28 protein-coding genes and 1 pseudogene are annotated in these 23,609 nt (G+C 38.2%); 13 read left to right on the top strand and 16 right to left on the bottom strand.

The features are described 5' to 3' along the window. A pseudogene (locus tag ACP5Q2_RS09475) lies at positions 1-277 on the top strand (hypothetical protein); the annotation flags it as partial. Between the two features lie 25 nt (positions 278-302). Here the strand turns inward: ACP5Q2_RS09475 and ACP5Q2_RS09470 are convergent. From ACP5Q2_RS09470 to ACP5Q2_RS09400, 15 genes are read right to left on the bottom strand one after another with little or no spacing between them, the layout of a single operon-like run. Beyond that, a complete protein-coding gene (locus ACP5Q2_RS09470; RefSeq protein WP_428099479.1) occupies positions 303-1,418 on the bottom strand; it encodes an RsmB/NOP family class I SAM-dependent RNA methyltransferase in 1,116 nt (371 codons plus the stop codon). After that, positions 1,411-1,752, bottom strand: a complete 342-nt coding sequence (locus ACP5Q2_RS09465; RefSeq protein WP_424606293.1) for a YraN family protein — start codon at positions 1,750-1,752, stop codon at positions 1,411-1,413. Before ACP5Q2_RS09465 ends, ACP5Q2_RS09470 begins: the two co-directional genes overlap by 8 nt. Further along, complete coding sequence (locus ACP5Q2_RS09460; RefSeq protein WP_428099475.1) at positions 1,749-2,300, bottom strand: ribonuclease HII; 552 nt, start codon at positions 2,298-2,300, stop codon at positions 1,749-1,751. The genes ACP5Q2_RS09465 and ACP5Q2_RS09460 overlap by 4 nt, the downstream gene beginning before the upstream one ends. A 1-nt stretch (position 2,301) precedes the next feature. Next, a complete protein-coding gene (gene hypB / locus ACP5Q2_RS09455) occupies positions 2,302-2,967 on the bottom strand; it encodes a hydrogenase nickel incorporation protein HypB (protein ID WP_424606295.1) in 666 nt (221 codons plus the stop codon). Further along, entirely contained in the window at positions 2,967-3,308 is a 342-nt protein-coding gene (hypA, locus tag ACP5Q2_RS09450) for a hydrogenase maturation nickel metallochaperone HypA (RefSeq protein WP_424606296.1), read from the bottom strand. Before hypA ends, hypB begins: the two co-directional genes overlap by 1 nt. Before the next feature lies 1 nt (position 3,309). Beyond that, on the bottom strand, positions 3,310-4,368 hold the full coding sequence (gene rseP, locus ACP5Q2_RS09445; RefSeq protein ID WP_428099470.1) for an RIP metalloprotease RseP: 1,059 nt from the start codon (positions 4,366-4,368) through the stop codon (positions 3,310-3,312). 17 nt (positions 4,369-4,385) lie between these two features. Next, positions 4,386-5,531, bottom strand: a complete 1,146-nt coding sequence (dxr, locus tag ACP5Q2_RS09440; RefSeq protein WP_424606298.1) for a 1-deoxy-D-xylulose-5-phosphate reductoisomerase — start codon at positions 5,529-5,531, stop codon at positions 4,386-4,388. Next, on the bottom strand, positions 5,528-6,340 hold the full coding sequence (locus tag ACP5Q2_RS09435; protein WP_424606299.1) for a phosphatidate cytidylyltransferase: 813 nt from the start codon (positions 6,338-6,340) through the stop codon (positions 5,528-5,530). Before ACP5Q2_RS09435 ends, dxr begins: the two co-directional genes overlap by 4 nt. Then, on the bottom strand, positions 6,318-7,049 hold the full coding sequence (locus tag ACP5Q2_RS09430) for an isoprenyl transferase (RefSeq protein WP_428099467.1): 732 nt from the start codon (positions 7,047-7,049) through the stop codon (positions 6,318-6,320). The genes ACP5Q2_RS09435 and ACP5Q2_RS09430 overlap by 23 nt, the downstream gene beginning before the upstream one ends. Further along, positions 7,049-7,603, bottom strand: coding sequence for a ribosome recycling factor (gene frr / locus ACP5Q2_RS09425; RefSeq protein ID WP_424606301.1), 555 nt, complete (start codon positions 7,601-7,603; stop codon positions 7,049-7,051). The genes ACP5Q2_RS09430 and frr overlap by 1 nt, the downstream gene beginning before the upstream one ends. A 4-nt stretch (positions 7,604-7,607) precedes the next feature. Continuing rightward, positions 7,608-8,321, bottom strand: a complete 714-nt coding sequence (gene pyrH / locus ACP5Q2_RS09420; protein WP_424606302.1) for a UMP kinase — start codon at positions 8,319-8,321, stop codon at positions 7,608-7,610. After that, positions 8,318-8,668, bottom strand: coding sequence for a hypothetical protein (locus tag ACP5Q2_RS09415; protein WP_424606303.1), 351 nt, complete (start codon positions 8,666-8,668; stop codon positions 8,318-8,320). The genes pyrH and ACP5Q2_RS09415 overlap by 4 nt, the downstream gene beginning before the upstream one ends. Before the next feature lie 17 nt (positions 8,669-8,685). Continuing rightward, entirely contained in the window at positions 8,686-9,279 is a 594-nt protein-coding gene (gene lepB / locus ACP5Q2_RS09410; protein WP_424606304.1) for a signal peptidase I, read from the bottom strand. A gap of 21 nt (positions 9,280-9,300) precedes the next feature. Further along, complete coding sequence (gene lepA, locus ACP5Q2_RS09405; RefSeq protein ID WP_428099462.1) at positions 9,301-11,103, bottom strand: translation elongation factor 4; 1,803 nt, start codon at positions 11,101-11,103, stop codon at positions 9,301-9,303. 3 nt (positions 11,104-11,106) lie between these two features. Further along, the gene (locus ACP5Q2_RS09400) at positions 11,107-12,429 is read right to left on the bottom strand and encodes a UDP-glucose dehydrogenase family protein (RefSeq protein ID WP_428099459.1); all 1,323 of its coding nucleotides are present in this window, start codon (positions 12,427-12,429) and stop codon (positions 11,107-11,109) included. A 163-nt stretch (positions 12,430-12,592) separates the two neighbouring features. Here ACP5Q2_RS09400 and ffh point away from each other — a divergent pair, with 163 nt between their 5' ends. The 11 genes from ffh to ACP5Q2_RS09345 all read left to right on the top strand — a co-directional run bounded on the left by ffh (position 12,593) and on the right by ACP5Q2_RS09345 (position 21,822). Next, the gene (gene ffh / locus ACP5Q2_RS09395; protein ID WP_424606307.1) at positions 12,593-13,939 is read left to right on the top strand and encodes a signal recognition particle protein; all 1,347 of its coding nucleotides are present in this window, start codon (positions 12,593-12,595) and stop codon (positions 13,937-13,939) included. 14 nt (positions 13,940-13,953) lie between these two features. Beyond that, positions 13,954-14,214: a 30S ribosomal protein S16 gene (rpsP, locus tag ACP5Q2_RS09390; protein WP_013452110.1), complete on the top strand. Its 261-nt coding sequence runs from the start codon at positions 13,954-13,956 to the stop codon at positions 14,212-14,214. An 18-nt stretch (positions 14,215-14,232) separates the two neighbouring features. Further along, the gene (locus tag ACP5Q2_RS09385; protein WP_424606308.1) at positions 14,233-14,463 is read left to right on the top strand and encodes a KH domain-containing protein; all 231 of its coding nucleotides are present in this window, start codon (positions 14,233-14,235) and stop codon (positions 14,461-14,463) included. Between the two features lie 34 nt (positions 14,464-14,497). After that, complete coding sequence (rimM, locus tag ACP5Q2_RS09380) at positions 14,498-15,013, top strand: ribosome maturation factor RimM (protein WP_424606309.1); 516 nt, start codon at positions 14,498-14,500, stop codon at positions 15,011-15,013. Then, positions 15,000-16,301 (top strand): tRNA (guanosine(37)-N1)-methyltransferase TrmD, encoded by a 1,302-nt coding sequence (gene trmD, locus ACP5Q2_RS09375; protein ID WP_428099455.1) that lies wholly within the window; start codon positions 15,000-15,002, stop codon positions 16,299-16,301. Before rimM ends, trmD begins: the two co-directional genes overlap by 14 nt. Next, entirely contained in the window at positions 16,298-16,654 is a 357-nt protein-coding gene (gene rplS, locus ACP5Q2_RS09370; RefSeq protein WP_424606311.1) for a 50S ribosomal protein L19, read from the top strand. The genes trmD and rplS overlap by 4 nt, the downstream gene beginning before the upstream one ends. A gap of 58 nt (positions 16,655-16,712) precedes the next feature. Continuing rightward, complete coding sequence (gene rplM, locus ACP5Q2_RS09365) at positions 16,713-17,138, top strand: 50S ribosomal protein L13 (protein ID WP_013452115.1); 426 nt, start codon at positions 16,713-16,715, stop codon at positions 17,136-17,138. 10 nt (positions 17,139-17,148) lie between these two features. Next, on the top strand, positions 17,149-17,538 hold the full coding sequence (gene rpsI / locus ACP5Q2_RS09360; protein ID WP_424606312.1) for a 30S ribosomal protein S9: 390 nt from the start codon (positions 17,149-17,151) through the stop codon (positions 17,536-17,538). Positions 17,539-17,616: 78 nt separating this feature from the next. Next, a complete protein-coding gene (locus ACP5Q2_RS09355) occupies positions 17,617-19,749 on the top strand; it encodes a helix-hairpin-helix domain-containing protein (protein ID WP_428099451.1) in 2,133 nt (710 codons plus the stop codon). A 99-nt stretch (positions 19,750-19,848) separates the two neighbouring features. Further along, positions 19,849-21,207, top strand: a complete 1,359-nt coding sequence (locus ACP5Q2_RS09350) for a TrpB-like pyridoxal phosphate-dependent enzyme (RefSeq protein ID WP_424606314.1) — start codon at positions 19,849-19,851, stop codon at positions 21,205-21,207. A 48-nt stretch (positions 21,208-21,255) separates the two neighbouring features. Continuing rightward, positions 21,256-21,822: an epoxyqueuosine reductase QueH gene (locus ACP5Q2_RS09345; protein WP_424606315.1), complete on the top strand. Its 567-nt coding sequence runs from the start codon at positions 21,256-21,258 to the stop codon at positions 21,820-21,822. A gap of 59 nt (positions 21,823-21,881) precedes the next feature. Here ACP5Q2_RS09345 and ACP5Q2_RS09340 read toward each other — a convergent pair whose 3' ends face one another. After that, on the bottom strand, positions 21,882-23,081 hold the full coding sequence (locus tag ACP5Q2_RS09340; protein ID WP_428099447.1) for an MFS transporter: 1,200 nt from the start codon (positions 23,079-23,081) through the stop codon (positions 21,882-21,884). A 372-nt stretch (positions 23,082-23,453) separates the two neighbouring features. Between ACP5Q2_RS09340 and ACP5Q2_RS09335 the strand changes: the two genes are divergently transcribed. Next, on the top strand, positions 23,454-23,609 hold a 156-nt coding region (locus ACP5Q2_RS09335; RefSeq protein ID WP_428099482.1), incomplete at its 3' end, for an AAA family ATPase.

The following is a 23,609-nucleotide window of genomic DNA, read 5'->3' as shown; positions in this document are numbered from 1 at the left end:
AAGTTATTTGCATCGTACCGGACATAATGCAAATATATTTTCTGTTATATTGTCTGTAAGCCCTCATCACTACTTGAATATCTGTAGAAAACCAAAGCTTACAGATGAAGAGATAGCATCTCTTTTCGTTTTATCTTTCATAACAAGTATGCCAGTAACGAAATTAGCAAAACAGAGGCAGAATCTCATGGTTAATTTCTCACTCGAGGTATTATTTATATTATTCTACAATAAAATATACTTATACATCATTAAAGCAAACCTAAAAAAGAGTTAAATATTAGATACATAATACATTACTGCTAATGGACCCTTAGTACAGCTCCAAAGAAGCCATCCATCGCATAATATCTTGGGAAGGTCTTAAAGTAGCTTTTAAGATTTAATTTTTTCACAATATTAGCATCTAAAATATCACAAACCTCCACAAAACGCAGATTACGATACTCATTTAATATATACTCGATATTCTCTTCATTCTCTTTTTTAAGAAAGCTACAGGTAACATAAACAATCACACCACCCTTCTTCACAAAATTAATCGCTTTGTTAAGTAGTATCCTCTGGGTCTTTACCAGTTCCAGCAACCTATCTTTATCCATCCTTATTAAATTATCCACGTCCCGCCTGATTACTCCACTACCAGAGCATGGGACATCTAGGAGAACTTTATCGTAGAAATGTTGAAAAGGGTTATTCACCACCTTTATCTTCAATCCCAAAACCTTTGATCTTTTTTTTAAAATAGTAAGTCTATCGTTAGAAATATCAGTGGCGTGAAGGTCAAGGGTATTGTAAGAACAGGATTGTAGAGCAATCGATTTCCCGCCGGTGCCAGCACAAAGATCTAAAATCTTCTCATTCGGTTTTGGGGCAACCAAATTGTATACAAGCTGGCTGGCTTCATCCTGTATCTCAAAAAAACCTTTTTTAAATTCTTGAAGCTGTCTAACATTTATATTACTGTTTAGCTTAATACCAAATGGCGAAATCTCCGTTTTTATAGGCTTAAAATCTTTAAGTAAAGATAACAATCTGTCTCTTGTCATCTTCATAGGGTTTACCCTCAAGGTAAGTGGCCCACGTGATAGCAAAAATTTGTAATCGTTTATATCGTTTAATGATTCGCTCACATATTCAGCAATTTCACCATTTAAGCCAAATATATCAGTAAGATCCTGTATTGTAAGATCTTTTGAACAAACCTCATTTTTGACCTGTTCCAGATTAAAATCTGGATCCTCAACCAACCTTCTATAATACCTTATCGACTCGAAAAATAGATCCCCCAACATCCTACGAATATTAGAATTAAAATTGTTTTCAGAAATAAATTTATCAAAAACATATCTCGCGGGCTCATTTTTTATCTGGAGTGCGAGTTTTTTTATAATATCTAAATAGTTTTCACTATTCATACGAAAAAGCATTTTCAATGTGTGTTATCTTGCCATTATCGATGGAGATCACATCGTATCGATAATGGTATCTATCCGGATTTGTTGAGATAAAATATTGGGATGCCTTCTGGATCTTTTCAATTTTTCTTTGGGAAACCGCTTCAAAACCTTTACCAAATCTTTCGGTTTTTCTATATTTTACTTCAATAAATGCCACAACGGAGCCTTTTGATGCGATAATATCAATCTCCCCAAAACGACACCTAAAATTTCTATGAAGTATCCTGTACCCTTTTGAGATAAGATATTCGGCTGCGAGATTTTCCCCCGTATCCCCTTCTTTTTTACTCATTTTATCCCCTTTAGAAAGGTTTTGCGGTGCAGAGAGGTAATGCCAAATTTACGAATAGCTTCAATATGATCCGGCGTACCATAACCCTTATTTTTATACCAGTTGTATTGAGGAAAAAGATAGTGCATATCTTTCATAAGATTATCCCTATAAACCTTTGCCACTATCGATGCCGCCGCCACCTCCATAAATTTGTCCTCGGCTTTTATGTGTGCCTCATAAGGGGTATTGAGATTATTTAATTTTACAGCATCTATTACAACCCTATCATAGCCAACCCTGATTCTGGATATCGCCATCTGCATCGCCTGCTTTGTGGCTCTTAAAATATTCAATTTATCGATCAATCCAGCACAAACAACCCCGATACCACAGTCCAGCATATTCTCTTTTATGAGCTCGGCAAGCACCACCCTCTTATTTTCAGCCAGTTTTTTGGAATCTATTATCCTTTTATCGTAAAAACCATCTTTTAATACTATAGCTACAGCCACCACAGGACCGGCAAAGCATCCTCTACCAACCTCATCCACACCTAAGATTCTCAATCTACTTACCTATTTTCTCTTCCGCTTTTTTTGCAATCCACTCCGCAAATTCCCTTATCCCATCACCTGTAAAACAGGATGTCTTGAAAAATTCAAGGGATCCGTTTACCCCCCTTGCATAATCGATACATTTATCCAGATTAAAATTTAGATATGGGACGAGATCTATTTTATTAAGCACAAAAGCTGAGGAAACCCTCATCATGGATGGATATTTTATCGGCTTATCCTCCCCCTCAGTCGTACTTACAACTACGGCTTTTAGATCCTCACCGAGATCATATGAAGATGGACACACAAGATTACCCACATTCTCTATTACAATGATGTCTATCCTGTCAAGGTCAAGATTAGAAACGACCTTTTCCACCCATGCAGCCTCCAGATGGCAAGCCCCATTAGTGGTTATCTGATGGGCATCCACACCTATTTTTCTTATCCTTTCGGCATCATTCTCCGTCTGCAAATCCCCTTCGATAACAAAGATACGAAACCTTTCCTTCAGAATGGGAAGTACTTTTTCAAGTATCGACGTTTTACCACTACCGGGGGATGAAACAAAATTTATCACGAAAACCTTTTTCTCAGAGAAAAGCAATTTAAGCCTGTCAGCTATTATCTGATTTTTTGCAAGTATCCCCTCTTTCACTTCAACCTTTTTAGTCATCACTCCACCTCAATATCTTTTATAGATAGCTCCTCACCCTCTAAAATCTCCACATTATACGAACCGCATTTTTTACATGCAAAATAGTAGTCATCATAAGTCGTTTCATGCCCACAATCATTGCATCTGCCTTTAATATCAATAATATCGACATTCAATACAGACTCAGATGCAATGGTCCCCTCTTTCAAAACATCATAGGCGGTTGTTAGAGAATCCTTTTCCACTGCCGATAGTTTGCCAATCACAAGATTTACAGCTTTAATTTTAGATACGTTATTTTTCATAGCCGTTTCTATTACAATTTCCAGAATACTCTGGGCAATACTGGCTTCGTGCATATCAACCTCTAAAGATTCTCATTATATCATTATAAAAAGCAAACACCATCAACCCGATTAAAAAACTCATCCCAATACGAATGGCTATAGATTTTGCCTTTTCACTCAAGGGTCTGCGGATTATTGCTTCGATTGCGTAGATCAACAGATGCCCACCATCCAGTACAGGGATAGGTAGCAAATTCAAAATGGCAAGGTTTATACTTATCAGTGCCACAAAGGTCAATAGTGGCGTAAGCCCAAATTGTGCCGCATCTTTAGTCATCTGGAATATCATTATCGGGCCACCTATGTTATCTGCGGGTACCACCCTCTGGAACATCTTCACAATCCCCAAAAATGTAAGCTCAACGATTTCATAACACTTTTGGTTTGCCTTTACAAATGACTCCACAGGGCCAAACCGCTGAAGGAAGGTTTCCCCGGAAGGTTTTATCCCCAATAGCCCTATATTTATATCCTCCCCAAAGATGTTCTTTGATTTTGCAGTTTGTGGAGTAACAGTTTTTTCCAGTATATCTTCACCACGTTTTATCTTTATCAACAGAGGTTTATTGACACTTACTTTAATTATCCTTGCCATATCATCCCAGGATTTGATTTCTAATCCATTTATACTTAAAATGGCATCCCCGCTTTTTATATCAGCCTTAGCCGCAGGCATATCCTTTTGAACCTCACCTATAACAGGTTTTAGTGTATGAATCCCCAGGTTAAATACAATCCAGAATAACAGAATTGCAAAAAGGTAATTAAAAAGAGGACCCGCAAAAACGATTAAAGACTTCTGGTATAGCTTTTTATTACTGAATGCCTTATCCTTTAAACTATCCTGAACCGTTTCGTCGGGGTTTTCCCCATACATCTTGACGTATCCACCAAGTGGCACAGCAGATAGAAGATACTCCGTTTCCCCTATCTTTTTACCAAATACCTTAGGCCCAAAACCTATCGAAAATTTCTCCACATAAACGCCAAAAATCTTAGCAAATATGAAATGACCAAGTTCGTGGATAAACACAAGGACACCAAAAGCAATTACCGCAATTAAAGCAGACATCTACACCTCTTATAAACTTACGATTCCATTTTACCTATAATTTTTTTTGCCACATCTCTTGATAAAATATCTATTTCAAAGATTTCTTCAATCTCTAAAACATCCTTTTCGGAAAAATTTGAAAGGGTATCCTCTATTACATTGTATATCTGATGAAAGCTTATCCTATCCTTCAAAAAAGCATCCACCGCCACCTCATTTGCCGCATTCATTACGATCATAAGACTATTTTTATCTTTATTCAGCACTGAAATAGCAAGCTCAAGACATCTATACTTTCTAAAATCCACCTCTAAAAATGTCAACTGTTGAATCTCCCTGAAATCTAACGTTCTAACCCCGGAGCTTATCCTGTTTGGATAGTCGAGGGCAAAGGAAATAGGTGTTCTCATATCCGGATACCCAAGTTGGGCAAGCATCGACCCATCAATAAAAGATACCATGGAATGTATGATACTCTGTGGATGAATAATCACCCCCAACTTTTCCGGTGTAAGATTAAACAGATACCTTGCTTCAATCAGCTCCAGCCCTTTGTTCATCATCGTTGCCGAATCGATGGTTATTTTTGCTCCCATATTCCAGTTCGGATGCCTTAAAGCCTCCTCCTTTCTCACAAGCTCTATCGAATCGTATGGTCTATATCTGAAGGGGCCCCCAGAAGCAGTCAGGATAACCTTTTCCACCTTACTCCTATCCTGACCCATAATGCATTGAAATATCGCAGAATGTTCACTGTCCACCGGGATTATAGTGGCTCCTTTTTTATAAGCAGTGTCCATAATTATTGGACCTGCCGCCACTATCGATTCTTTATTTGCCAATGCTATCTCTATTCCCCTGTCGGCTGCTTTATAGGTGGGCATAACACCTGCAAAGCCCGTTGCAGCGATTAAAATAAGATCCAGAGGTTCATTTTCAATTAATGATATAAGATTGTTCATACCGTTTAATACCTTTGTTTTGCCACTGATTATTTCACCATCCCCGCCAGTACAAACGGCAAAACGAGGGCTTAATTCGTTGATCTGTTTTGTAAGAAGATCTATGTTTCCATGACATGTTAGAAAGACCAAATCAAATCTATCTTTGTGTCTTTTTATTACATCAATGGCCTGAGTGCCTATAGAACCTGTAGAACCAACTATTCCAATTTTTTTCATAGCCCAAGAGAACTTACAAAAAAGTATAATACCGGTGCCCCAAACAGTAAAGCATCCACCCTATCCAGCATCCCACCATGCCCCGGGAAGATGTTGCCGGAATCCTTCTTCCCAGCCTTCCTTTTAAACATAGATTCCGTAAGATCACCTATTACACCGGCAAATATCACAAGTATCGATGATATCAGTGTGTATAGTATACCTATGTCTAAAAATATCTCTGAGTAGATGAATGCACCTATAATCCCCCCCATGATACCTGCCACAAGCCCCTCAATACTCTTCTTGGGACTGATTATCTCGTATAGTCTATGTTTGCCAAACTTAATCCCAAAAAAGTATGCAAATGTATCGCTGGCAAATATTATCACGAAGAGATAAAATATATAGTGATAGTTGATATTCCTGAGAAGCATGATAAATGAAAAGAAAAATGGAACATAGAAAACATTTAAAAATGTTATCCCTACTGTATTAAAAGTCGATTCCAGAGGCTGATTACCCAGTAATTTAATACAAAGCGACATAAAAGATACAACAAAAACCGTCAGCAAAAACATCTTAAAATCGTTTAGATAAAATCCATAGGGGATGAGAAATGTGCCGATATATGTTGGTATTTTGAGATATTTTGACCCTCCAGCTTCGATCAATTTGGAAAATTCATATGTAGCTATATATATAAAAACAAGCAGCAGCATAAAAAACCAGAAGTGATTGAGCTTTATAACAGCAATAATCAAAGGTGGTATAAGTAAAACAGCAGTAATAATCCGCTTTAACTTTTCACTTGTTAAGAATCTGCTCATCGGTTTTTCCAAATCTTCTTATCCGCCTGTTGTAATCTGCTATCGCTTCGTCAAAATCTTTTTCACTAAAATCCGGCCACAACACTTTTGTAAAATATAGCTCACTATAGGCAAGCCGCCACAGCATAAAGTTGCTTAATCTTATCTCACCACTCGTTCTTATTAAAAGATCTATATCAGGGATGTCAGGATTATAAAGGTAGTTTTTAAATAATAGCTCCAACTCCGATTCAGCTATTTTACCGGAGGCAAAATCCCGGGCTAAATTTGATGCAGCTCTTGATAGCTCATCCCTACCTCCATAATTCAAAGCAAGATTTAAAACCATTCTCCTGTTATCCTTTGAAGCCTCAATAATATCAATAAGCTTACTTTTCGTTGCTTCCCTTAGCTTTGAGATATCACCTGATACCCGAAGAGAGATCCCCTTTTCCACGATATTTTTCATCTCACTATCAAGATAGTCATCCAGAAGCCCCATCAATGTTGAAACCTCTTCCTTCGGGCGAAACCAGTTTTCAGTGGAAAATGCGAAAAGGGACAGGTATTCTATCCCCATATTTGCCGCATGTTCCACAATCCTTTTGACGGTTTTTACCCCCTCCCTGTGCCCCATTACCCTTGGTAGAAGGTGTTTTTTTGCCCATCTACCATTTCCATCCATAATAATACCCACATGAAGTGGTATCTTTAGAGGTTTTTTAACCATTATATTTCCATTATCTCTTTTTCTTTCTTCTCTGTTATCTCGTCAATCTTTTTTATGTACTCATCTGTGAGCTTTTGAATCTGTTCAGTCCCCTTTTTATTGTCATCCTCTGAGATCTCTTTATCCTTTTCCATCTTTTTCAGTTTTTCAATAGCATCCCTTCTCTCATTTCTTATGGCTATTTTTGCCTCTTCGGACATCTTCTTAACCAATTTTACGATCTCTTTTCTCCTTTCTTCTGTAAGAGGTGGGATAGGTACCCTGATAACCCTTCCATCATTTGAAGGGGTGAGCCCCAGATTACTTGACAGAATTGCTTTTTCAATAGGCTTTATCATGCTTGGTTCCCATGGTTGGATAATTATCATCCTTGGCTCTGCATTCAATGCGGCCACCTGTGAAAGTGGTGTGGGAGTTCCGTAATAGTCCACTTTAATGTTGTCAAAAAGTGAAACGGATGCCCTACCGGTTCTAACAGATTTTAACTCCGTTTTGTAATGATCCAGTGTTTTTTCCATCTTCTCTTTTGTTTTGTTAAATAGATCGCTTACCATATAGTTATCCCTCCACTATAGTTCCTATTTTCTCTCCACTTATTATCTTTTTCAGATTCCCTTTACCATAAAGATCAAAAACTATTATAGGAATTTTATTGTCCATACACATCGATATGGCGGTGGAATCCATTACCTTTAGGTTCCTATTCAATACATCAAGGTAGGTTACAGTATCAAATTTAACCGCATTAAGATCTTTCTTGGGATCTGACGTGTAGACACCATCCACCTTTGTGGCTTTCAACACAACTTCGGCATTGATCTCAGATGCCCTAAGCGTTGCCGTTGTATCTGTGGTAAAATATGGATTACCGGTACCAGCTCCAAATATTACCACCCTACCCTTTTCCAAATGGCGCATTGCTCTTCGTCTTATGTAAGGCTCTGCTATCTGACGCATCTCGATTGCCGTCTGCACCCTCGTCGGAACCCCAATATTTTCAAGGGCGTTCTGCAGTGCAAGGGAATTTATCACAGTGGCAAGCATCCCCATGTAATCTGCGGAAACCCTGTCCATATCTTTGGCCGATTCAGATACCCCCCTGAAGATATTACCACCACCTACAACTATTCCTATGCTTACCCCCATGTCGTATACCTCTTTAATCTCCTGAGCAATAAATTTTACCACATCACCATCTATCCCGTAGTTCTGTTCCCCCATGAGGGCCTCACCACTTAATTTCAATAAAATTCTGTTGTACTTCAGGTTCATTGTATAGTCTCCTTTTTTCTATTTTCTTCTATTTTATGCTTAAAAGTGAATACCTTGTTTGTTAATGGTAATTTTACATCCGAAGCATATTCTATAGTAATTGTAATATAATTTTCATAATCTTTCATGGTTATATTATCAGATGTTAATTCAATCATAGCATCATTTGCCTCTTTAATCAGCAAATACTTTACTTTTTCTGGAGTAAAGCCTATTTCGTTTTTTATGATATTTTTTGCTGCAGCCTCATAAATCTTAAATTTTGCAAAAGGCAAAGCAAACAGTATCGCAGTATAAATGATATAGCCTGTGATAAACAGTTTTATTAAAAATTTTATCGTATCCATAGAGCATAACTATATTATTATTTAATTAATTTCAATAGTCTATTAAATCTAAACTCAAATTTTTCCCCAAAATTCCACGACCAATATATTATCAATGCTTTACCCTTAATGGACTTCTCAGGTACAAACCCCCAAAATCTACTGTCAAAGCTGGCATCACGATTATCCCCCATAACAAAATAGTACCCTTTTGGGATTGTGATCTCTTCAAAATTATCCCTTGGATTCATATATTCAGGGAAAACCATTTCCGATTCATATCTTGTATAGCTCTCATTCAAAGGTTTGCCATTTAGAAAAACTTTCTTATTCACCATTTTTATTCTATCACCGGGGACAGCTATAACTCTCTTTATAAAATCCTTTTCTGGCTCAAGGGGGTATTCAAAAACTATTATATCCCCATTTTTAGGTTTTGTGAAAAGATAAGCCACTTTGTTCACGAGAATGTGATCCCCTATTAAAAGTGTATTCAGCATAGAACCGGAAGGGATTTTATAAGCCTGTATGAAAAATGCCCTTATGATCATCGCCACCACAAAAGCCACCACAATTGAATCGATAGTGTCTTTGAATCTATTCTTTTTTACCACAACCTCTTCCTGGCTCATCTATCAAGCTCCTCTTACTTTTTAATCTTCATTTATTTTGAGAACGGCCAAAAAGGCCTCCTGAGGAATCTCCACCTTTCCCACCATCTTCATCCTTTTTTTACCCTCTTTCTGCTTCTCCAGAAGTTTCCTCTTTCGCGTTATATCTCCACCGTAGCATTTGGCAGTTACATTTTTTCTAAAAGCCTTTACGGTGGATCTGGCAATTACCTTATTACCAAGTGCTGCCTGAATGGCTATTTCAAACATCTGACGGGGGATAACCTCCTTCATCTTCTCCACCAGATCCCGCCCCTTGTAATATGCCTGATCCCTGTGTACTATGATACTCAACGCATCAACTGGTTCACCATTTATTAATATATCGAGCTTTACCATATCGGCTTCTCTGTATCCAGCATGCTCATAATCAAAAGAAGCATAACCTTTGGTAATCGATTTTAGTTTATCGTAGAAATCCAAAACAATCTCGCAAAGGGGCACCTCATACTCAAGTATCACCCGTGTGGAGGACATGTAATGCATATTTTTCTGAAACCCTCTTCTGGATTGCAATAGCTGAATCACATTACCCACATATTCATTTGGGACAATAATGGTAGCTTTTATTATCGGCTCTTCGATATATGAGATCTCACTAGGGTTTGGAAACTTTACAGGGTTATCAACTTCCACCACATCACCATTCGTCTTATAAACTTTGTATATAACCATAGGTGCAGTGGTAATAAGGTTTAGGTCAAACTCCCTTTCCAACCTCTCCTGAATAATCTCCATATGTAAAAGCCCTAAAAAACCACATCTAAACCCAAATCCCAGAGCGGCAGAATTCTCCGGCTCGTAGGTGAAGGAACTATCATTTAAGGATAACTTTTCCAATGCATCCCTGAGATCTTCAAAATCTTTTGTATCAATAGGATAAAACCCACAGAAGACCACAGGTTTTATATGTTTAAATCCTGGAAATGGCTCCCTTGTCTTGTTCTTAGGATCGGTAAGGGTATCGCCTATTCTGACATCTTTAAGCTCTTTAATTCCTGATATGACAAATCCAACCTCACCTGCAGATAACTTATCAACGTTTTTTGCAAGTGGTGTAAAAACCCCCACTTTGTCCACATTGTACTCTTTATCATTGGACATAAAGCAGAAGGTATCCCCCACCTTTAATTCCCCATCAATTACTCTGATCAGGATTATTACCCCCTGGTAAGAATCATACCACGAATCAAAAACCATAGCTTTTAACGGTGAATTTACATCTCCTTTTGGCTCCGGGATATATTTTACCACCGATTCTAAAATCTCCTTGATCCCTATCCCCTCTTTTGCACTCGCAGCTACAGCATGGGAAGCATCGATACCGATGACATCCTCAATCTCCTTCTTCACCCTTTCAACATCTGCACTTGGAAGATCTATCTTATTTATAACCGGTATCAACTCAAGATTTTGCTCTATAGCCATATAAACATTTGCTATAGTTTGGGCTTCCACCCCCTGAGAAGCATCCACCACTAATAATGCCCCCTCACAGGCCGCAAGGCTGCGGGAAACCTCATATGTGAAATCCACATGCCCCGGAGTATCTATAAGATTTAGCTGATAGGTATTACCATCATCGGCGGTGTACTGCAGTCTAACCGTCTGGGCCTTGATGGTAATCCCCCTTTCCCTTTCTATATCCATTGAATCCAGCAGCTGATCCTTCATCAATCTTTTGTCAATAGCCCCTGTATATTCTATAAGCCTATCCGCAAGGGTGGACTTTCCATGATCTATATGGGCTATAATGCTAAAATTTCTTATAAACTTTTTACCCATCTACTATAGCCTTCCCACAGAAGTATAATTGAATCCAAGGGCTTTCATCTTTGAAGGTTCGTATATATTTCTGAGATCCGCAAGATTTGCCTTCCTCATCAGGGATTTTATCTTTTCCATATCCAGCTTTCTAAACTGGTTCCATTCCGTCACTATCACAAGACAATCTGTCTCCTTGACTGCTTCATACTCACCCTTGCAATAACAGATTTTATCACCAAAAAATTCCTTTGCATTCGCCATAGCTTCAGGATCAAAAGCGTTGACCTCTGCCCCCAAATTCAAAAGTTCATCTATGATTGTAATGGAAGGGGATTCCCTCATATCATCGGTATTTGGCTTAAAGGCCAGGCCTAAAATAGCAAACCTAAAACCTTCCAAAGCACCATCTTTTTTCTCGATATTCATAAGTTTTAAGATCTTATCCACCATCCTCAACTTCTGCTCTTCATTCACCTTTATCACAGTATCCACAATCTGGAAGGTGTAGCCATTTGATCTGGCGATGTATGATAATGCTCTGGTATCCTTAGGAAAACAAGATCCACCATAACCTGGCCCCGGATGAAGAAATTTTGGACCGATTCTGCCATCCATCCCCATAGCTTTTGCAACTTTATGGACATCCGCCCCCACATATTCGCATAGATTTGCCACTTCATTTATGAATGTGACCTTCAATGCCAAAAAGGCGTTTGAGGCATACTTTATCATCTCTGCAGTTTCTATATTAGTTATTACAAAAGGAGCTTCATTGAGGTAGTGGGCACTGTACACATCCTTCATTATGGCAATAGCCTCTTCACTTTCAGCACCGATTACTATCCTATCCGGCCGCAAAAAATCATTCACAGCGGCACCTTCCCTTAAAAATTCAGGATTACTTACCACATCGAAACGCACCTTCTCCCCTGCAATAGATCTAATGATATTTTTCACCCGTTGACCGGTTCCCACAGGAACGGTACTTTTATTCACTATGACTTTATAACCATTTAGATTTTGGGCAATATCTCTTGCCGCCTGATCCACATATCTCAAATCTGCACTACCATCCTCACAGGATGGAGTACCCACGGCAATAAATACAACCAGATTATTCTTCACAGCCTCAGCTATGTTAGTGGTAAAAGTAAGTCGCCCCTCTTTCACATTTTTTGCAACAATGTCATCAAGCCCAGGTTCATATATAGGGATCTCTCCCCTTTTTAATTTCTCAATCTTTTTCTCATCAATATCCACACAGGTAACAAACATCCCAAACTCAGCCAAACATGCCCCTGTCACCAAACCAACATAACCTGTACCTATTACTGCAATTCTCATCTTTACCTCTTATAATTATTTAACCTTAAATTATTACATTCAATTTTGCAAATAATCAAGTTTTTTCTAAATTTACAGAAAAAATACTTGACATATACATTACTCTTTTATATATTTGCTGTTCACAATTAAATAAGTATGTAGCAGGTGATAAGGATAAACGATGTTTGCTGCACTAAACGAGAAGCTCCAGGGGGTATTCCGTAAACTCCGTGGAGAGGTTAAACTTACTGAAGAGAATATAAAGGAAGCCATAAAGCAGGTAAGGATTGCACTGCTTGAGGCGGATGTCAACTATAAAGTTGTAAAAAAATTCATCGATAATGTCCAATCTAAAGCAATTGGGGAGATCGTTTTAAAATCTCTTACCCCGGATCAGGTATTCATAAAGCTCGTACATGACGAACTGGTATCGATACTTGGAAGTCATACATCCAAAATAAACCTAAAGCCCAACCCTCCCACTGTTATTATGCTGGTAGGCTTACAGGGTTCAGGTAAAACAACTACGGCTGGAAAGCTTGCCAAGTATTTCCATAAAGATGGTAGATCCACCCTTCTGGTGGCAGATGACATATATAGACCTGCAGCCATCGACCAGCTTATCGTCCTTGGTAGTCAATTAAAAACAGATGTTTTTTATGATAAAGAATCAAAAAATGCCACCGAAATAGCTGTAAGAGGTTTAGAACAGGCCAAAAAAAGTGCAAAAGATATCGTCATCATCGATACCGCCGGTCGACTTCATATAGATGAAGATCTAATGAAAGAGCTTAAGTCCATCAAAAATGCCGTAAACCCGGATGAAATACTCTTCGTTGCAGATGCTATGATAGGTCAGGATGCCGTAAATGTAGCTAAGCAGTTCAACGAAGCCATCGGGATAACAGGTGTTATCTTCACAAAGTTGGATGGTGATGCCCGTGGCGGAGCTGCCCTCTCGATAATGGAGGTAACCGGTGTACCTATAAAATTTGTTGGTATTGGGGAAAAACTTGATGCATTCGAGCTTTTCCACCCTGATAGGATGGCCTCCAGAATACTCGGCATGGGGGACGTGGTTACCCTTGTGGAAATGGCTCAAGAGGCAATTGATGCGGAAGAAGCCAAAGAGATGGCCACAAAGGTTGGAAAAACTGGTCTCGACTTCAACGATCTTCTACAGCAATTTAGAATGATAAAAAAGATGGGTTCCCTTGAGTCTATAATGAAACTTATACCAGGTTTATCAGCGACACCCGATCTAAATGTGGATGATAAACAGTTTAAAAGGATTGAAGCGATAATCTATTCCATGACACCTGAAGAGAGAAAAAAAGCCCACATCATCAATGGAAGTAGAAAAAAAAGGATAGCAAAAGGTAGTGGCACCACAGTTAATGACGTAAACAAACTGATAATGCAGTTAGAACAGATGAATAAGATGCTTAAAAAATTCAAAAATAAATTTGGTGGAACGAACAAGTTTGATAGAAAAATGTTAAAAAATATATTCCCACCAATGCGTTAAAAGGAGGTGTTTAAGTGGCAACTAAGATCAGACTTTTAAGAATGGGTCGTAAAAAAAGGCCTTTTTACAGAATTGTAGTGGCCGATAGCAGGGCTAAAAGGGATGGCAACTTTGTTGATATATTGGGTTATTATAATCCATTGCCAGATCCAGCAGAAGTAAAGATCGATGAGGAAAAGGCATTAAAGTGGTTGGGCACGGGTGCGATACCTACAGATACGGTTCGCAGTCTATTTTCCAAAGCCGGTATAATGAAAAAATTTGCTGAACAATAATAATGCGGAGGTACTAATATGAAACAGTTAGTTGAATTCATCGTGAAATCACTTGTTGACAAGCCTGATCAGGTTCAGGTTAAAGAGGTGGATGGCGAAAAAACCACTGTAATTGAATTAAGGGTAGACCCTGCAGATCTAGGAAAAGTAATAGGCAAACAGGGACGTACAGCAAGATCTATCAGAACTATTCTTGGAGCTGCTGGAATTAAAAAAGGTAAAAGAGTTGTTCTTGAAATTCTTGAATAAGATAGGGCCCGAAAGGGCTCTTTTTTAGGTAGATATGAAGTTTTTTAGAATCGGTCTCGTAAAAGGTACACACGGCTTAGACGGAGAGATAAAACTAACAATGAATACCGATAATATAGAATTGGTAGAAAATCTGGAATATCTGATGCTCGGAAAAAATCGCAAACCCCTTTTTTCTGGCAAAGTTGAATATATTGAGCCCATGAATGGCCTTTTACTGGTAAAAATCGAAAATATAAATGATGTAGATACAGCTATGAAATTCAAGGGGTATGAAGTGTTGGTGCCAGAAAATCTTCTTCCAGCAGAAAACAGTGACGAGGTTTATTGGTTTAAGATTGAAGGGGCAGATGTATTCGATGAAAATGGGACAAAATTTGGTAATTTAATCGATTACATTGAAGGTGGATCCACTGATATATTTCGTATTAAAGGTCTTGACGACAAATATTACCTCATTTCAAATAATAAAAGCCATGTTTTAATGATAGATGCTGAAAATCATAAGATAGTAATAAGGCAAGACGGATTGGTGGATGAAGACTTATAATGTTATTACCATCTTTCCAGAAATGATCAATGAGATATTTAAATATGGGGTTCTCTCCAAGGGGATTGATACCGGTCTTTTTAGAGTAAACCCTATAAATCTACGGGACTACACAGAGGATAAACACAAAACGGTTGATGATTACCAATATGGCGGTGGTCATGGACTCGTAATGAAGCCAAAGCCTATATATAAAGCTATTGCGGATTTAAAGTCCAAAAAAGATACACATATTGTTTTTCTCGACCCAAGAGGGGAACAGTTTACCCAGAAAACCGCCGAGCGACTTTATAGCTATGACGATATTACATTTGTTTGTGGTAGATATGAAGGGATTGACGATAGAGTGAGAGAACTTATGGCTGATGAAATGATCTCCATCGGTGATTTTGTGATTACCGGAGGGGAACTAGCTGCCGCAACTATAATAGATGCCGTTGCAAGATTGATCCCTGGCGTTCTTGGTGATGAAAACTCGCCTAACGAAGAATCTTTCACCACAGGGCTTCTTGAGTACCCACACTTCACAAGGCCTGCTGAATTCATGGGTAAAAAGGTTCCGGAAGTGTTGATTACAGGCAATCACGAAGAGATAAGAAGGTGGCGGATCACGGAATCGATAAAAACTACTTTACAAAATCGTCCAGATATGATATTAAGAAAATCTTTTTCTAAAGAGGAAGAGCAGATATTGTGGTCTCTCACCAGGGAAGCGCAAAGTAAACTTGATATTTACGTTGCACTTATGCACTATCCCATGAGAGATAAAGAGGGTAAGGTGGTTACCACCTCTATCACCAATATGGATCTTCATGACATTTCAAGATCATGCAGGACATTTGGTGTTAAAAACTATTTTGTTGTAAACCCTATGCCAGCCCAGAGGGAGATAGCCTCAAGGGTGGTTAAACACTGGATAAAAGGTTATGGTGCCACTTACAATGAAAATAGAAAAGAGGCTTTTGAATACACGGTTATCACGGATAGTTTGGCTTCTGTGATAAAAAGTATTGAGGAAAAAGAGAATAGGTCGCCTATAATTATAGCTACTACTGCGAGGTATCAGCAGAAAGCTATTAGTATAGAAAAGTTAAAAGAGATTGCTGATAGACCAATTCTTTTACTTTTTGGCACCGGATGGGGTTTTGTGGATGATATCTTGGAATTCGCCGATTATGTTTTAAAACCGATACACGGTGTTGGCGATTTTAATCATCTATCGGTAAGAAGTGCTGTGGCAATATATTTAGATAGAATAAATAGATCGTTTCAGGAGGATATATTATGAAAAATAAGTTTATCGAAGCTGTTGAAGCTGAAGTGAAAACTAAAGAGATCCCATCTTTCAGAGTTGGTGATACCGTTACTGTAAATTTTAGAATCGTTGAAGGTAACAAAGAAAGGGTACAGGCTTACAAGGGACTTGTAATTGCTATGCACAGAAATGGAGCTGCTTCAACATTTACCGTGAGAAAGGTTGTGGGGGATGTTGGTGTGGAGAGGATATTCCCTCTTTATTCCCCAAGGATAGACAGCATTGTGGTTGAAAGAAGCGGTAGGGTAAGAAGAGCCAAACTCTACTACATGAGAAAGCTAAGGGGTAAAGCTACCAGGATAAGAGAGAGAAGAAAAGGGTTTTAAGTTGACAAAAGCTTATAAAATATAATATAAAACTTTAAGTATTAGAAGAGGTTAGAGAATGAAAACTACATGGATTAAAGAAAATGCACCAAAACAATGGTTTGAAGTGGATGCCACAGACAAGGTACTTGGTAGATTGGCATCAGAAATTGCTATGATACTTATGGGTAAGAGAAAGGCTATCTACACCCCTTTCATCGATTCCGGTGATTTTGTCGTGGTTACAAATGCTCATAAAGTAAAAGTTACCGGTAATAAGCTCAAAGACAAGAAATACTACTGGCATTCAGGGTATTTTGGTGGATTGAAGGAAAGAACACTTGAAAAGATGCTTCAGGAAAAACCTGAAGAAGTTATCTATCTGGCTGTCAAGAAGATGCTTCCCAAAAACAGGCTTGGAAGGAAGATGATCAAAAAGCTTAAAGTTTACACCACACCGGATCATCCACATACCGCTCAAAAGCCTGTTAAATTAGAGTTTTAAGGAGGAGTAAATGTCAAACTATTTTTACGGAACCGGAAGAAGAAAAACATCTATCGCAAGAGTGTTTATAAAACAAGGTAGCGGTAGTATCAAAGTAAACGGCAAGAGCCTTGAGGAATACTTTGAAAGACCAGTGCTTAGACAGATCATCATGCAACCACTTGAAACACTTGGTGTTGTTGGTAAGTATGATATATATGTAACTGTTGCCGGTGGTGGAAAAACCGGCCAATCCGGAGCAATAAGACATGGCCTTGCAAGGGCTCTGGTACAGATCGATCAAAACAATAGAAAACCTCTCAAAGTTCAGGGATTCCTCACCAGAGACCCAAGAATGGTGGAAAGAAAAAAGATGGGGAAACCAAAAGCGAGAAGGGATTCTCAGTTTTCAAAACGTTAGAAATTATTTCATTATACATCATCAGAAGCGGGGAGATACCCCGCTTTTTTTGTTTAAAAATAGATCTATGAGGTGTGTATGTACCATCAAATTGCTGATGAATTTCAGATAAAGCCTGATTATGTTAAAAGTCTTATCGAACTTAATGAATCTGGGGCAACTGTACCTTTCATTGCAAGGTATCGTAAAGAACAAACAGGTGGTATGACGGAAACCACAATAAGGCAGGTGCTTGACAGATATAATTATCTACAGAATCTAAATAAGCGAAAAATAGAAGTAATAGAAGCAATAAAAGAAAAAGGTAAGCTCACAGACGAGATAGAAAAGCTGATAGCCGCAGCAACAACCCTGAAAGAGGTTGAAGATATTTACACCCCCTACAAATCAAAAAAGAAGACCAAAGCAGATATTGCAATTGAAAAAGGGCTACTACCCCTTGCAGAATTTATACAATCTACCGATGATGAAGATAAGATACTTGACTTTTCTGAAAAATTTTTAAATGAGGAATTCTCCTCAAAGGATCAGGTGATATCTGAAGCCCTCGAGATTTTGATAAATAAAATAGGTCATGATCTTGATGTGAAAAAAAGGGTAAGGGAGCTTGTATGGCAACATTCCTTTATCGTTGTTGAAAAAAGAAAAGATGTGGAAGGGCGTACAAATTACGAAGATTATTACAATTTTAGACAGGAGGTCCCCAAACTACCACCCCACAGGATACTTGCTATATTCAGAGGTGAAAAGGAGAAGATTCTAAAAGTTAAATATGAACACGATGACGACCTTTTATTGTCAGCCATCACTTCCATAGCAAAGAATAAAGGCTATTCAGATAATTCCTACTGCCATAAATCGGTAAGGGATGCATATAAAAGAATGGTCATCCCTGCCATAGAGCTTGAAATAAGGGATGAACTGTGGGAAAACGCTGAAAACAAAGCGATAGAAATCTTCGCAAGAAATCTTAAATCCCTTTTAATGACCCCTCCGGTAAAGAATATTTCAATATTAGGGATTGATCCAGCTTTCAGGACTGGTTGTAAATTTGCGGCGGTGGATCCAACAGGTAAGGTATTGGAGTATGGGGTTATTTACCCCACAGAGCCCCAATGTGATTATGAAAATAGTAAAAAACGTATTCTTGATCTGATAAAAAAACATAATATAAATGCAATAGCAATAGGTAATGGTACCGCAAGCCGGGAAACAGAAGAGTTTATTGCAAAAGTGATAAATGAAGAAAATTTAAACCTTTCATACACCATCGTTAGTGAAGCTGGCGCAAGTGTATATTCTGCAAGTGATATAGGTGTCAAAGAATTTCCTGATCTGGACGTGACAATTAGAGGAGCCATCTCCATTGCCAGAAGAGTAATAGACCCATTGGCGGAATTAATCAAGATCGATCCAAAATCGATAGGTGTGGGGATGTACCAACATGATGTAAACCAAAAAAAACTTCAGGAACGTTTGAATGAAGTGGTGGTGGATGTGGTAAATAGCGTAGGTGTTGATCTAAATACCGCAAGTGCAAGTCTTTTGAAATATGTATCGGGACTTAATAGCGGTCTATCGGAAAAGATAGTTGCATATAGAGAAAAAAATGGTACCTTCAAGTCAAGGGAGGAATTAAAAAATGTGTCGGGCATTGGTGAAATGGTCTACAATCAGGCGGCAGGTTTTTTGAAAATTTACAACGGCACAGAGCCCCTCGATAGGATGTTTATCCATCCTGAACAGTATGATAATGTATATAAATTATTGAATTATCTGGGTTTGCAGATCGAAAACGCTAAAATGATACGACTTGCATTAAAATCAAAAAATATCGCAGATATTTCAAAACAGTTTGGAATAGGGGAATTAACCCTAAACGATATCATCACAAATCTTGAAAAACCTGACTTAGACATCCGTGATTCGGTAGATCCTGTGGTTTTCAAAAAGGGGCTGTTGAAGATTGAAGACCTGAAAGAGGGGATGATTATAGATGGCAAGGTCACCAATATCGTAGATTTTGGTGTTTTTGTGGATATAGGTTTAAAGGAATCCGGTTTTATACATATCTCTGAACTTTCTGATAGATACGTAAAACATCCCTCCCACATTTTAGAAGTGGGAAATAAGATAAAAGCTAAGATAAAAAGCATAGACATGGAAAGAAAAAGGATTTCTTTGAGCAGGAAGGGAATAAATGAAAATTAAATCATATTTGACATACAGATATATAAACAATGTTTTACAAAGATGTTGATTTATTTTAAAAATATGTTAAAAGACTCTTAACCAAACATGGAGGAACTCATGAGTAAAATATATCTAAAGCCTGAAGAGATGCCAAAAAAATGGTACAACATATTAGCTGACCTACCCACACCGATGGATCCACCCATCAGCCCTTTCACCGGCAAACCAGTGACCTTTGAAGAGATGAAATCCATCTTCCCTCCCCACCTTATAGAGCAGGAGATGTCGGATAAAAAATGGATAGATATACCTGAGAAGGTGCTGGAGGTGTTGTCCATCTGGAGGCCTTCACCACTGATAAGAGCTAAGAGATTGGAGGAGGCACTGGGAACAACCGCAAAAATCTACTATAAATATGAAGGTGTTTCCCCTGCAGGCAGTCATAAACCGAATACCGCCGTAGCACAGGCTTATTACAATAAAATAAATGGTATTAAGAGATTAACCACTGAAACCGGTGCTGGACAATGGGGAAGTGCCCTTTCACTGGCATGTAAGATGTTTGATATCGCCTGTAGGGTATATATGGTAAAGGTAAGCTACCATCAAAAACCATACCGTAAATCTTTTATGAGACTATTTGGGGCAGAAGTGATCCCCAGCCCCTCAGACCTCACCAATGCCGGAAGAGAAGTATTAAAGAAAAATCCGAATTCTAATGGTTCTCTGGGTATAGCCATCAGCGAAGCTGTGGAGGAAGCAGCCCAGAGAAGTGATACAAATTATGCATTGGGCAGCGTGCTAAATCACGTTCTTCTTCACCAAACTGTTATCGGTCTTGAAGCCATCAAACAATTCGAACTGGTGGGGGATTATCCAGACAAAATATATGCCTCCTGTGGTGGAGGATCAAATTTTGGTGGAATAGCATTCCCATTCCTTGAAAAGATGTTAAAGGGGGATAAAAAAACCGAAGCCATAGCTGTTGAGCCCGCAAGTTGCCCCACATTAACAAAAGGTGTATTCGAATACGACTACGGCGACGAAGCAAAGCTTACCCCAATAATGAAAATGTATACCCTTGGTCATGATTTCGAACCACCCGCCATCCATGCGGGAGGTTTAAGATACCACGGAGATTCTCCAATTGTAAGCTATCTTTACAACAAAGGTTTAATCGGCGCTGAAGCAGTTCATCAATCAGAAGTGTTTGAGGCTGGCATTTTATTTGCCCAAACAGAGGCTATAGTCCCTGCACCAGAATCTTCTCATGCAATTGCCGCAGTCATAAAAGAAGCGAAAAGATGCAAAGAAACTGGTGAAACCAAAACCATTCTTTTCTGTTTGAGCGGACATGGATTTTTTGACATGGGATCTTATGATACATATCTTGATGGGAAATTATCAGACTTTGAATATCCGGAAGAGGCCATAAAGGAATCTTTAAAGCATCTACCAAATGTAAGTTTGAAATAGCATATAAACGGGTGGGATTATCCCACCCCATCTTTTAAAAGGACAGTTATGGAAAAGATCCTTCTTCATCAATGTTGTGGTCCCTGTTCAATTTACCCTATAACTATACTGGAAGATAAATTTGAGATCACTGGCTATTTTTATAATCCAAATATACATCCAGTTTTGGAGCTATACACAAGACTCGAAAACGTCATAAAAGTTAATAATTTTTACAACGTAAAATCTATATATAACGATGAATATGGACTCAGAGATTTCTTCAAATTTAAAGATGTAGAAAAAGAAAAAAGGTGCAGCTACTGCTATGCCATAAGATTAAAAAATACTGCTAAATTTGCATCTGAAAACGGCTTTAGATACTACACATCCTCTCTACTATACAGCAAATACCAAAATCATGCGCAAATAAGAGATCTTGGTGAAAATTTCGGAAAGGAATTCAACGTTGAATTTTACTATTACGACTTCAGAGAAGGGTGGAAAGATGGAATAAGAATCAGCAAAGAGATGAATATTTATAGACAACAGTATTGCGGTTGTATATTTAGCGAAGAAGAAAGGTATATGACACAACTATCCAGAAAGATCAGAACTACATATAATTCACTCTAATTTTTAATAAAATACCAATAATATTTAATAGATATATCGATAACAATCGGAAGATTTTCTTAATCCTCTTTTTCATCACTGAAAAAATAAATGGATAAGCTAAGCAAGATACCAGCTGTACATATTAGAAAAACAGTTCTATACGCCTCAGGTGGATATTTACCACCAACCTTCTGATAAAGATCTATGACCACCCCCAAAAAATGCTGAAAAATAGCTGCTCCAAAAATAGCAAAAAAGTTTATCCAGCTCATTACAGTCCCCGCCTGGCTCAGAGGAAACCTTTCCTTTGCATGAGAATAGCCTATAATACCTGCAGATCCAAAAAATCCGTAAATAAAAAACGTTATATAAAGTACCTTTATCGATGTATCCGGAGATACCTTGGATAATATGATTAAGGACATCATAAATACCGATAGTCCTGCAATAATTACCCATTTTCTCGAATGAAAAACCTTATCCGAAAGAAAACCTAGCATAGGTCCACCAAAAATAAATCCTATTGCAATCATACTGATTATCTTTCCGGCTTCCGTTTTAGATAGATTAAATGTATCCATCAAAAACGGCCCCCCCCACAGCCCCTGAATCCCCACAAAAGCACCAAACCAGAAAAATTGCATATTTGCAATGATCCAGAAGTTTTTATTCTTCAAAATGGCAAGTAAATCGACTTTCGGATTTTCTGAAGAGTGTTCCACATCTTTATCTTTTAAAAATTTCCATATAAGAAAGGCCGACAGAGCGGTAAAAAAGGTAATAATCAAAAAGGACTTCCTCCAGCCTATTGAGCTACTCATAGCAGCAAGAGGTACAGTGGCAGTAAGCGCCCCTAAATTGCCGATAGCCATAGACAGCGCTGACAACGTAGCAAATTGATCCCTGGGAAACCAGATGGATAAAAATTTAAGTGTGGCCATATAGGCACATGATACACCAAAACCTATCAATGCCCTTCCGATTACTGCATAGATATAGCTTGGTGCCAGAGCAAAAAGCAAAGAACCAGAAATAGTAAAGAAGCTAAAAAAAACTACCGTTCTCTTGGGTCCATATTTATCTAAAATAGGTCCCAAAGGGAACTGAGCTGCAGCAAATGTATAGAAGTAAAATCCGCTCAACATACCAAGCGCTTCAGCAGTAATCGAAAAATCCCTCATCAGGTCCGGAGATATGACAGCAGTGGATACCCTGTAAAAATAGGATAGATAATACATAGAAATGATTACAAAAAACATCACAATCCTGTTAGCCATACAAAAGATTAACATATATATTTAAAAAATCAATAGAGTTTATGCCAAATTATCGTAGCATCACCTCATTTTTATGATTTGATCGTCTATTTTCAATAAGTTATGTTTGTAAGAGCCTCTAGAATAATGAAGAAAAGTAGAGGTAGGCCTGTGTGTTTGTCCTGATGATTCATCTATGAGCAAACACGTAGATTTGCCGATGCGTATGGTGGATTAAGGGCAAAAATAGTGTGAATACACGAATCGGGAATCGGAATCCGGAAACCGAACCGAAAACCGTTAAAACGTTGAACTTTTTAATAACTTACATTTGACAATTTATCATATTAGACTATAATTATTTGCATCAAGTATGATAATCCGGAGCAAATAATGAAAAAATTGCCGATAGGGATACAGACTTTCAGTAAAATAAGGGAAGAAGGTTATATCTATGTTGATAAAACCCAAGAAGCGTTTGATCTGGTTAATAATTTCACCTACGTATTCCTCTCCCGCCCCCGCAGATTTGGTAAGTCTTTATTTCTT

It is taken from the genome of Calditerrivibrio sp., assembly GCF_049968475.1.
Lineage (GTDB): Bacteria > Chrysiogenota > Deferribacteres > Deferribacterales > Calditerrivibrionaceae > Calditerrivibrio > Calditerrivibrio nitroreducens_A.
Note: the sequence above shows the minus strand (reverse complement) of the source record. Positions and strands in the feature narration are given on the sequence as shown.

Coding starts and splice junctions, on each gene's coding strand:
- ACP5Q2_RS09470 (WP_428099479.1), bottom strand. CDS start 1,418: ATGAATAGTGAAAACTATTTAGATATTATAAAAAAACTCGCACTCCAG.
- ACP5Q2_RS09465 (WP_424606293.1), bottom strand. CDS start 1,752: ATGAGTAAAAAAGAAGGGGATACGGGGGAAAATCTCGCAGCCGAATAT.
- hypB (WP_424606295.1), bottom strand. CDS start 2,967: ATGACTAAAAAGGTTGAAGTGAAAGAGGGGATACTTGCAAAAAATCAG.
- hypA (WP_424606296.1), bottom strand. CDS start 3,308: ATGCACGAAGCCAGTATTGCCCAGAGTATTCTGGAAATTGTAATAGAA.
- rseP (WP_428099470.1), bottom strand. CDS start 4,368: ATGTCTGCTTTAATTGCGGTAATTGCTTTTGGTGTCCTTGTGTTTATC.
- dxr (WP_424606298.1), bottom strand. CDS start 5,531: ATGAAAAAAATTGGAATAGTTGGTTCTACAGGTTCTATAGGCACTCAG.
- ACP5Q2_RS09435 (WP_424606299.1), bottom strand. CDS start 6,340: ATGAGCAGATTCTTAACAAGTGAAAAGTTAAAGCGGATTATTACTGCT.
- ACP5Q2_RS09430 (WP_428099467.1), bottom strand. CDS start 7,049: ATGGTTAAAAAACCTCTAAAGATACCACTTCATGTGGGTATTATTATG.
- frr (WP_424606301.1), bottom strand. CDS start 7,603: ATGGTAAGCGATCTATTTAACAAAACAAAAGAGAAGATGGAAAAAACA.
- pyrH (WP_424606302.1), bottom strand. CDS start 8,321: ATGAACCTGAAGTACAACAGAATTTTATTGAAATTAAGTGGTGAGGCC.
- ACP5Q2_RS09415 (WP_424606303.1), bottom strand. CDS start 8,668: ATGGATACGATAAAATTTTTAATAAAACTGTTTATCACAGGCTATATC.
- lepB (WP_424606304.1), bottom strand. CDS start 9,279: ATGAGCCAGGAAGAGGTTGTGGTAAAAAAGAATAGATTCAAAGACACT.
- lepA (WP_428099462.1), bottom strand. CDS start 11,103: ATGGGTAAAAAGTTTATAAGAAATTTTAGCATTATAGCCCATATAGAT.
- ACP5Q2_RS09400 (WP_428099459.1), bottom strand. CDS start 12,429: ATGAGAATTGCAGTAATAGGTACAGGTTATGTTGGTTTGGTGACAGGG.
- ffh (WP_424606307.1), top strand. CDS start 12,593: ATGTTTGCTGCACTAAACGAGAAGCTCCAGGGGGTATTCCGTAAACTC.
- ACP5Q2_RS09385 (WP_424606308.1), top strand. CDS start 14,233: ATGAAACAGTTAGTTGAATTCATCGTGAAATCACTTGTTGACAAGCCT.
- rimM (WP_424606309.1), top strand. CDS start 14,498: ATGAAGTTTTTTAGAATCGGTCTCGTAAAAGGTACACACGGCTTAGAC.
- trmD (WP_428099455.1), top strand. CDS start 15,000: ATGAAGACTTATAATGTTATTACCATCTTTCCAGAAATGATCAATGAG.
- rplS (WP_424606311.1), top strand. CDS start 16,298: ATGAAAAATAAGTTTATCGAAGCTGTTGAAGCTGAAGTGAAAACTAAA.
- rplM (WP_013452115.1), top strand. CDS start 16,713: ATGAAAACTACATGGATTAAAGAAAATGCACCAAAACAATGGTTTGAA.
- rpsI (WP_424606312.1), top strand. CDS start 17,149: ATGTCAAACTATTTTTACGGAACCGGAAGAAGAAAAACATCTATCGCA.
- ACP5Q2_RS09355 (WP_428099451.1), top strand. CDS start 17,617: ATGTACCATCAAATTGCTGATGAATTTCAGATAAAGCCTGATTATGTT.
- ACP5Q2_RS09350 (WP_424606314.1), top strand. CDS start 19,849: ATGAGTAAAATATATCTAAAGCCTGAAGAGATGCCAAAAAAATGGTAC.
- ACP5Q2_RS09345 (WP_424606315.1), top strand. CDS start 21,256: ATGGAAAAGATCCTTCTTCATCAATGTTGTGGTCCCTGTTCAATTTAC.
- ACP5Q2_RS09340 (WP_428099447.1), bottom strand. CDS start 23,081: ATGGCTAACAGGATTGTGATGTTTTTTGTAATCATTTCTATGTATTAT.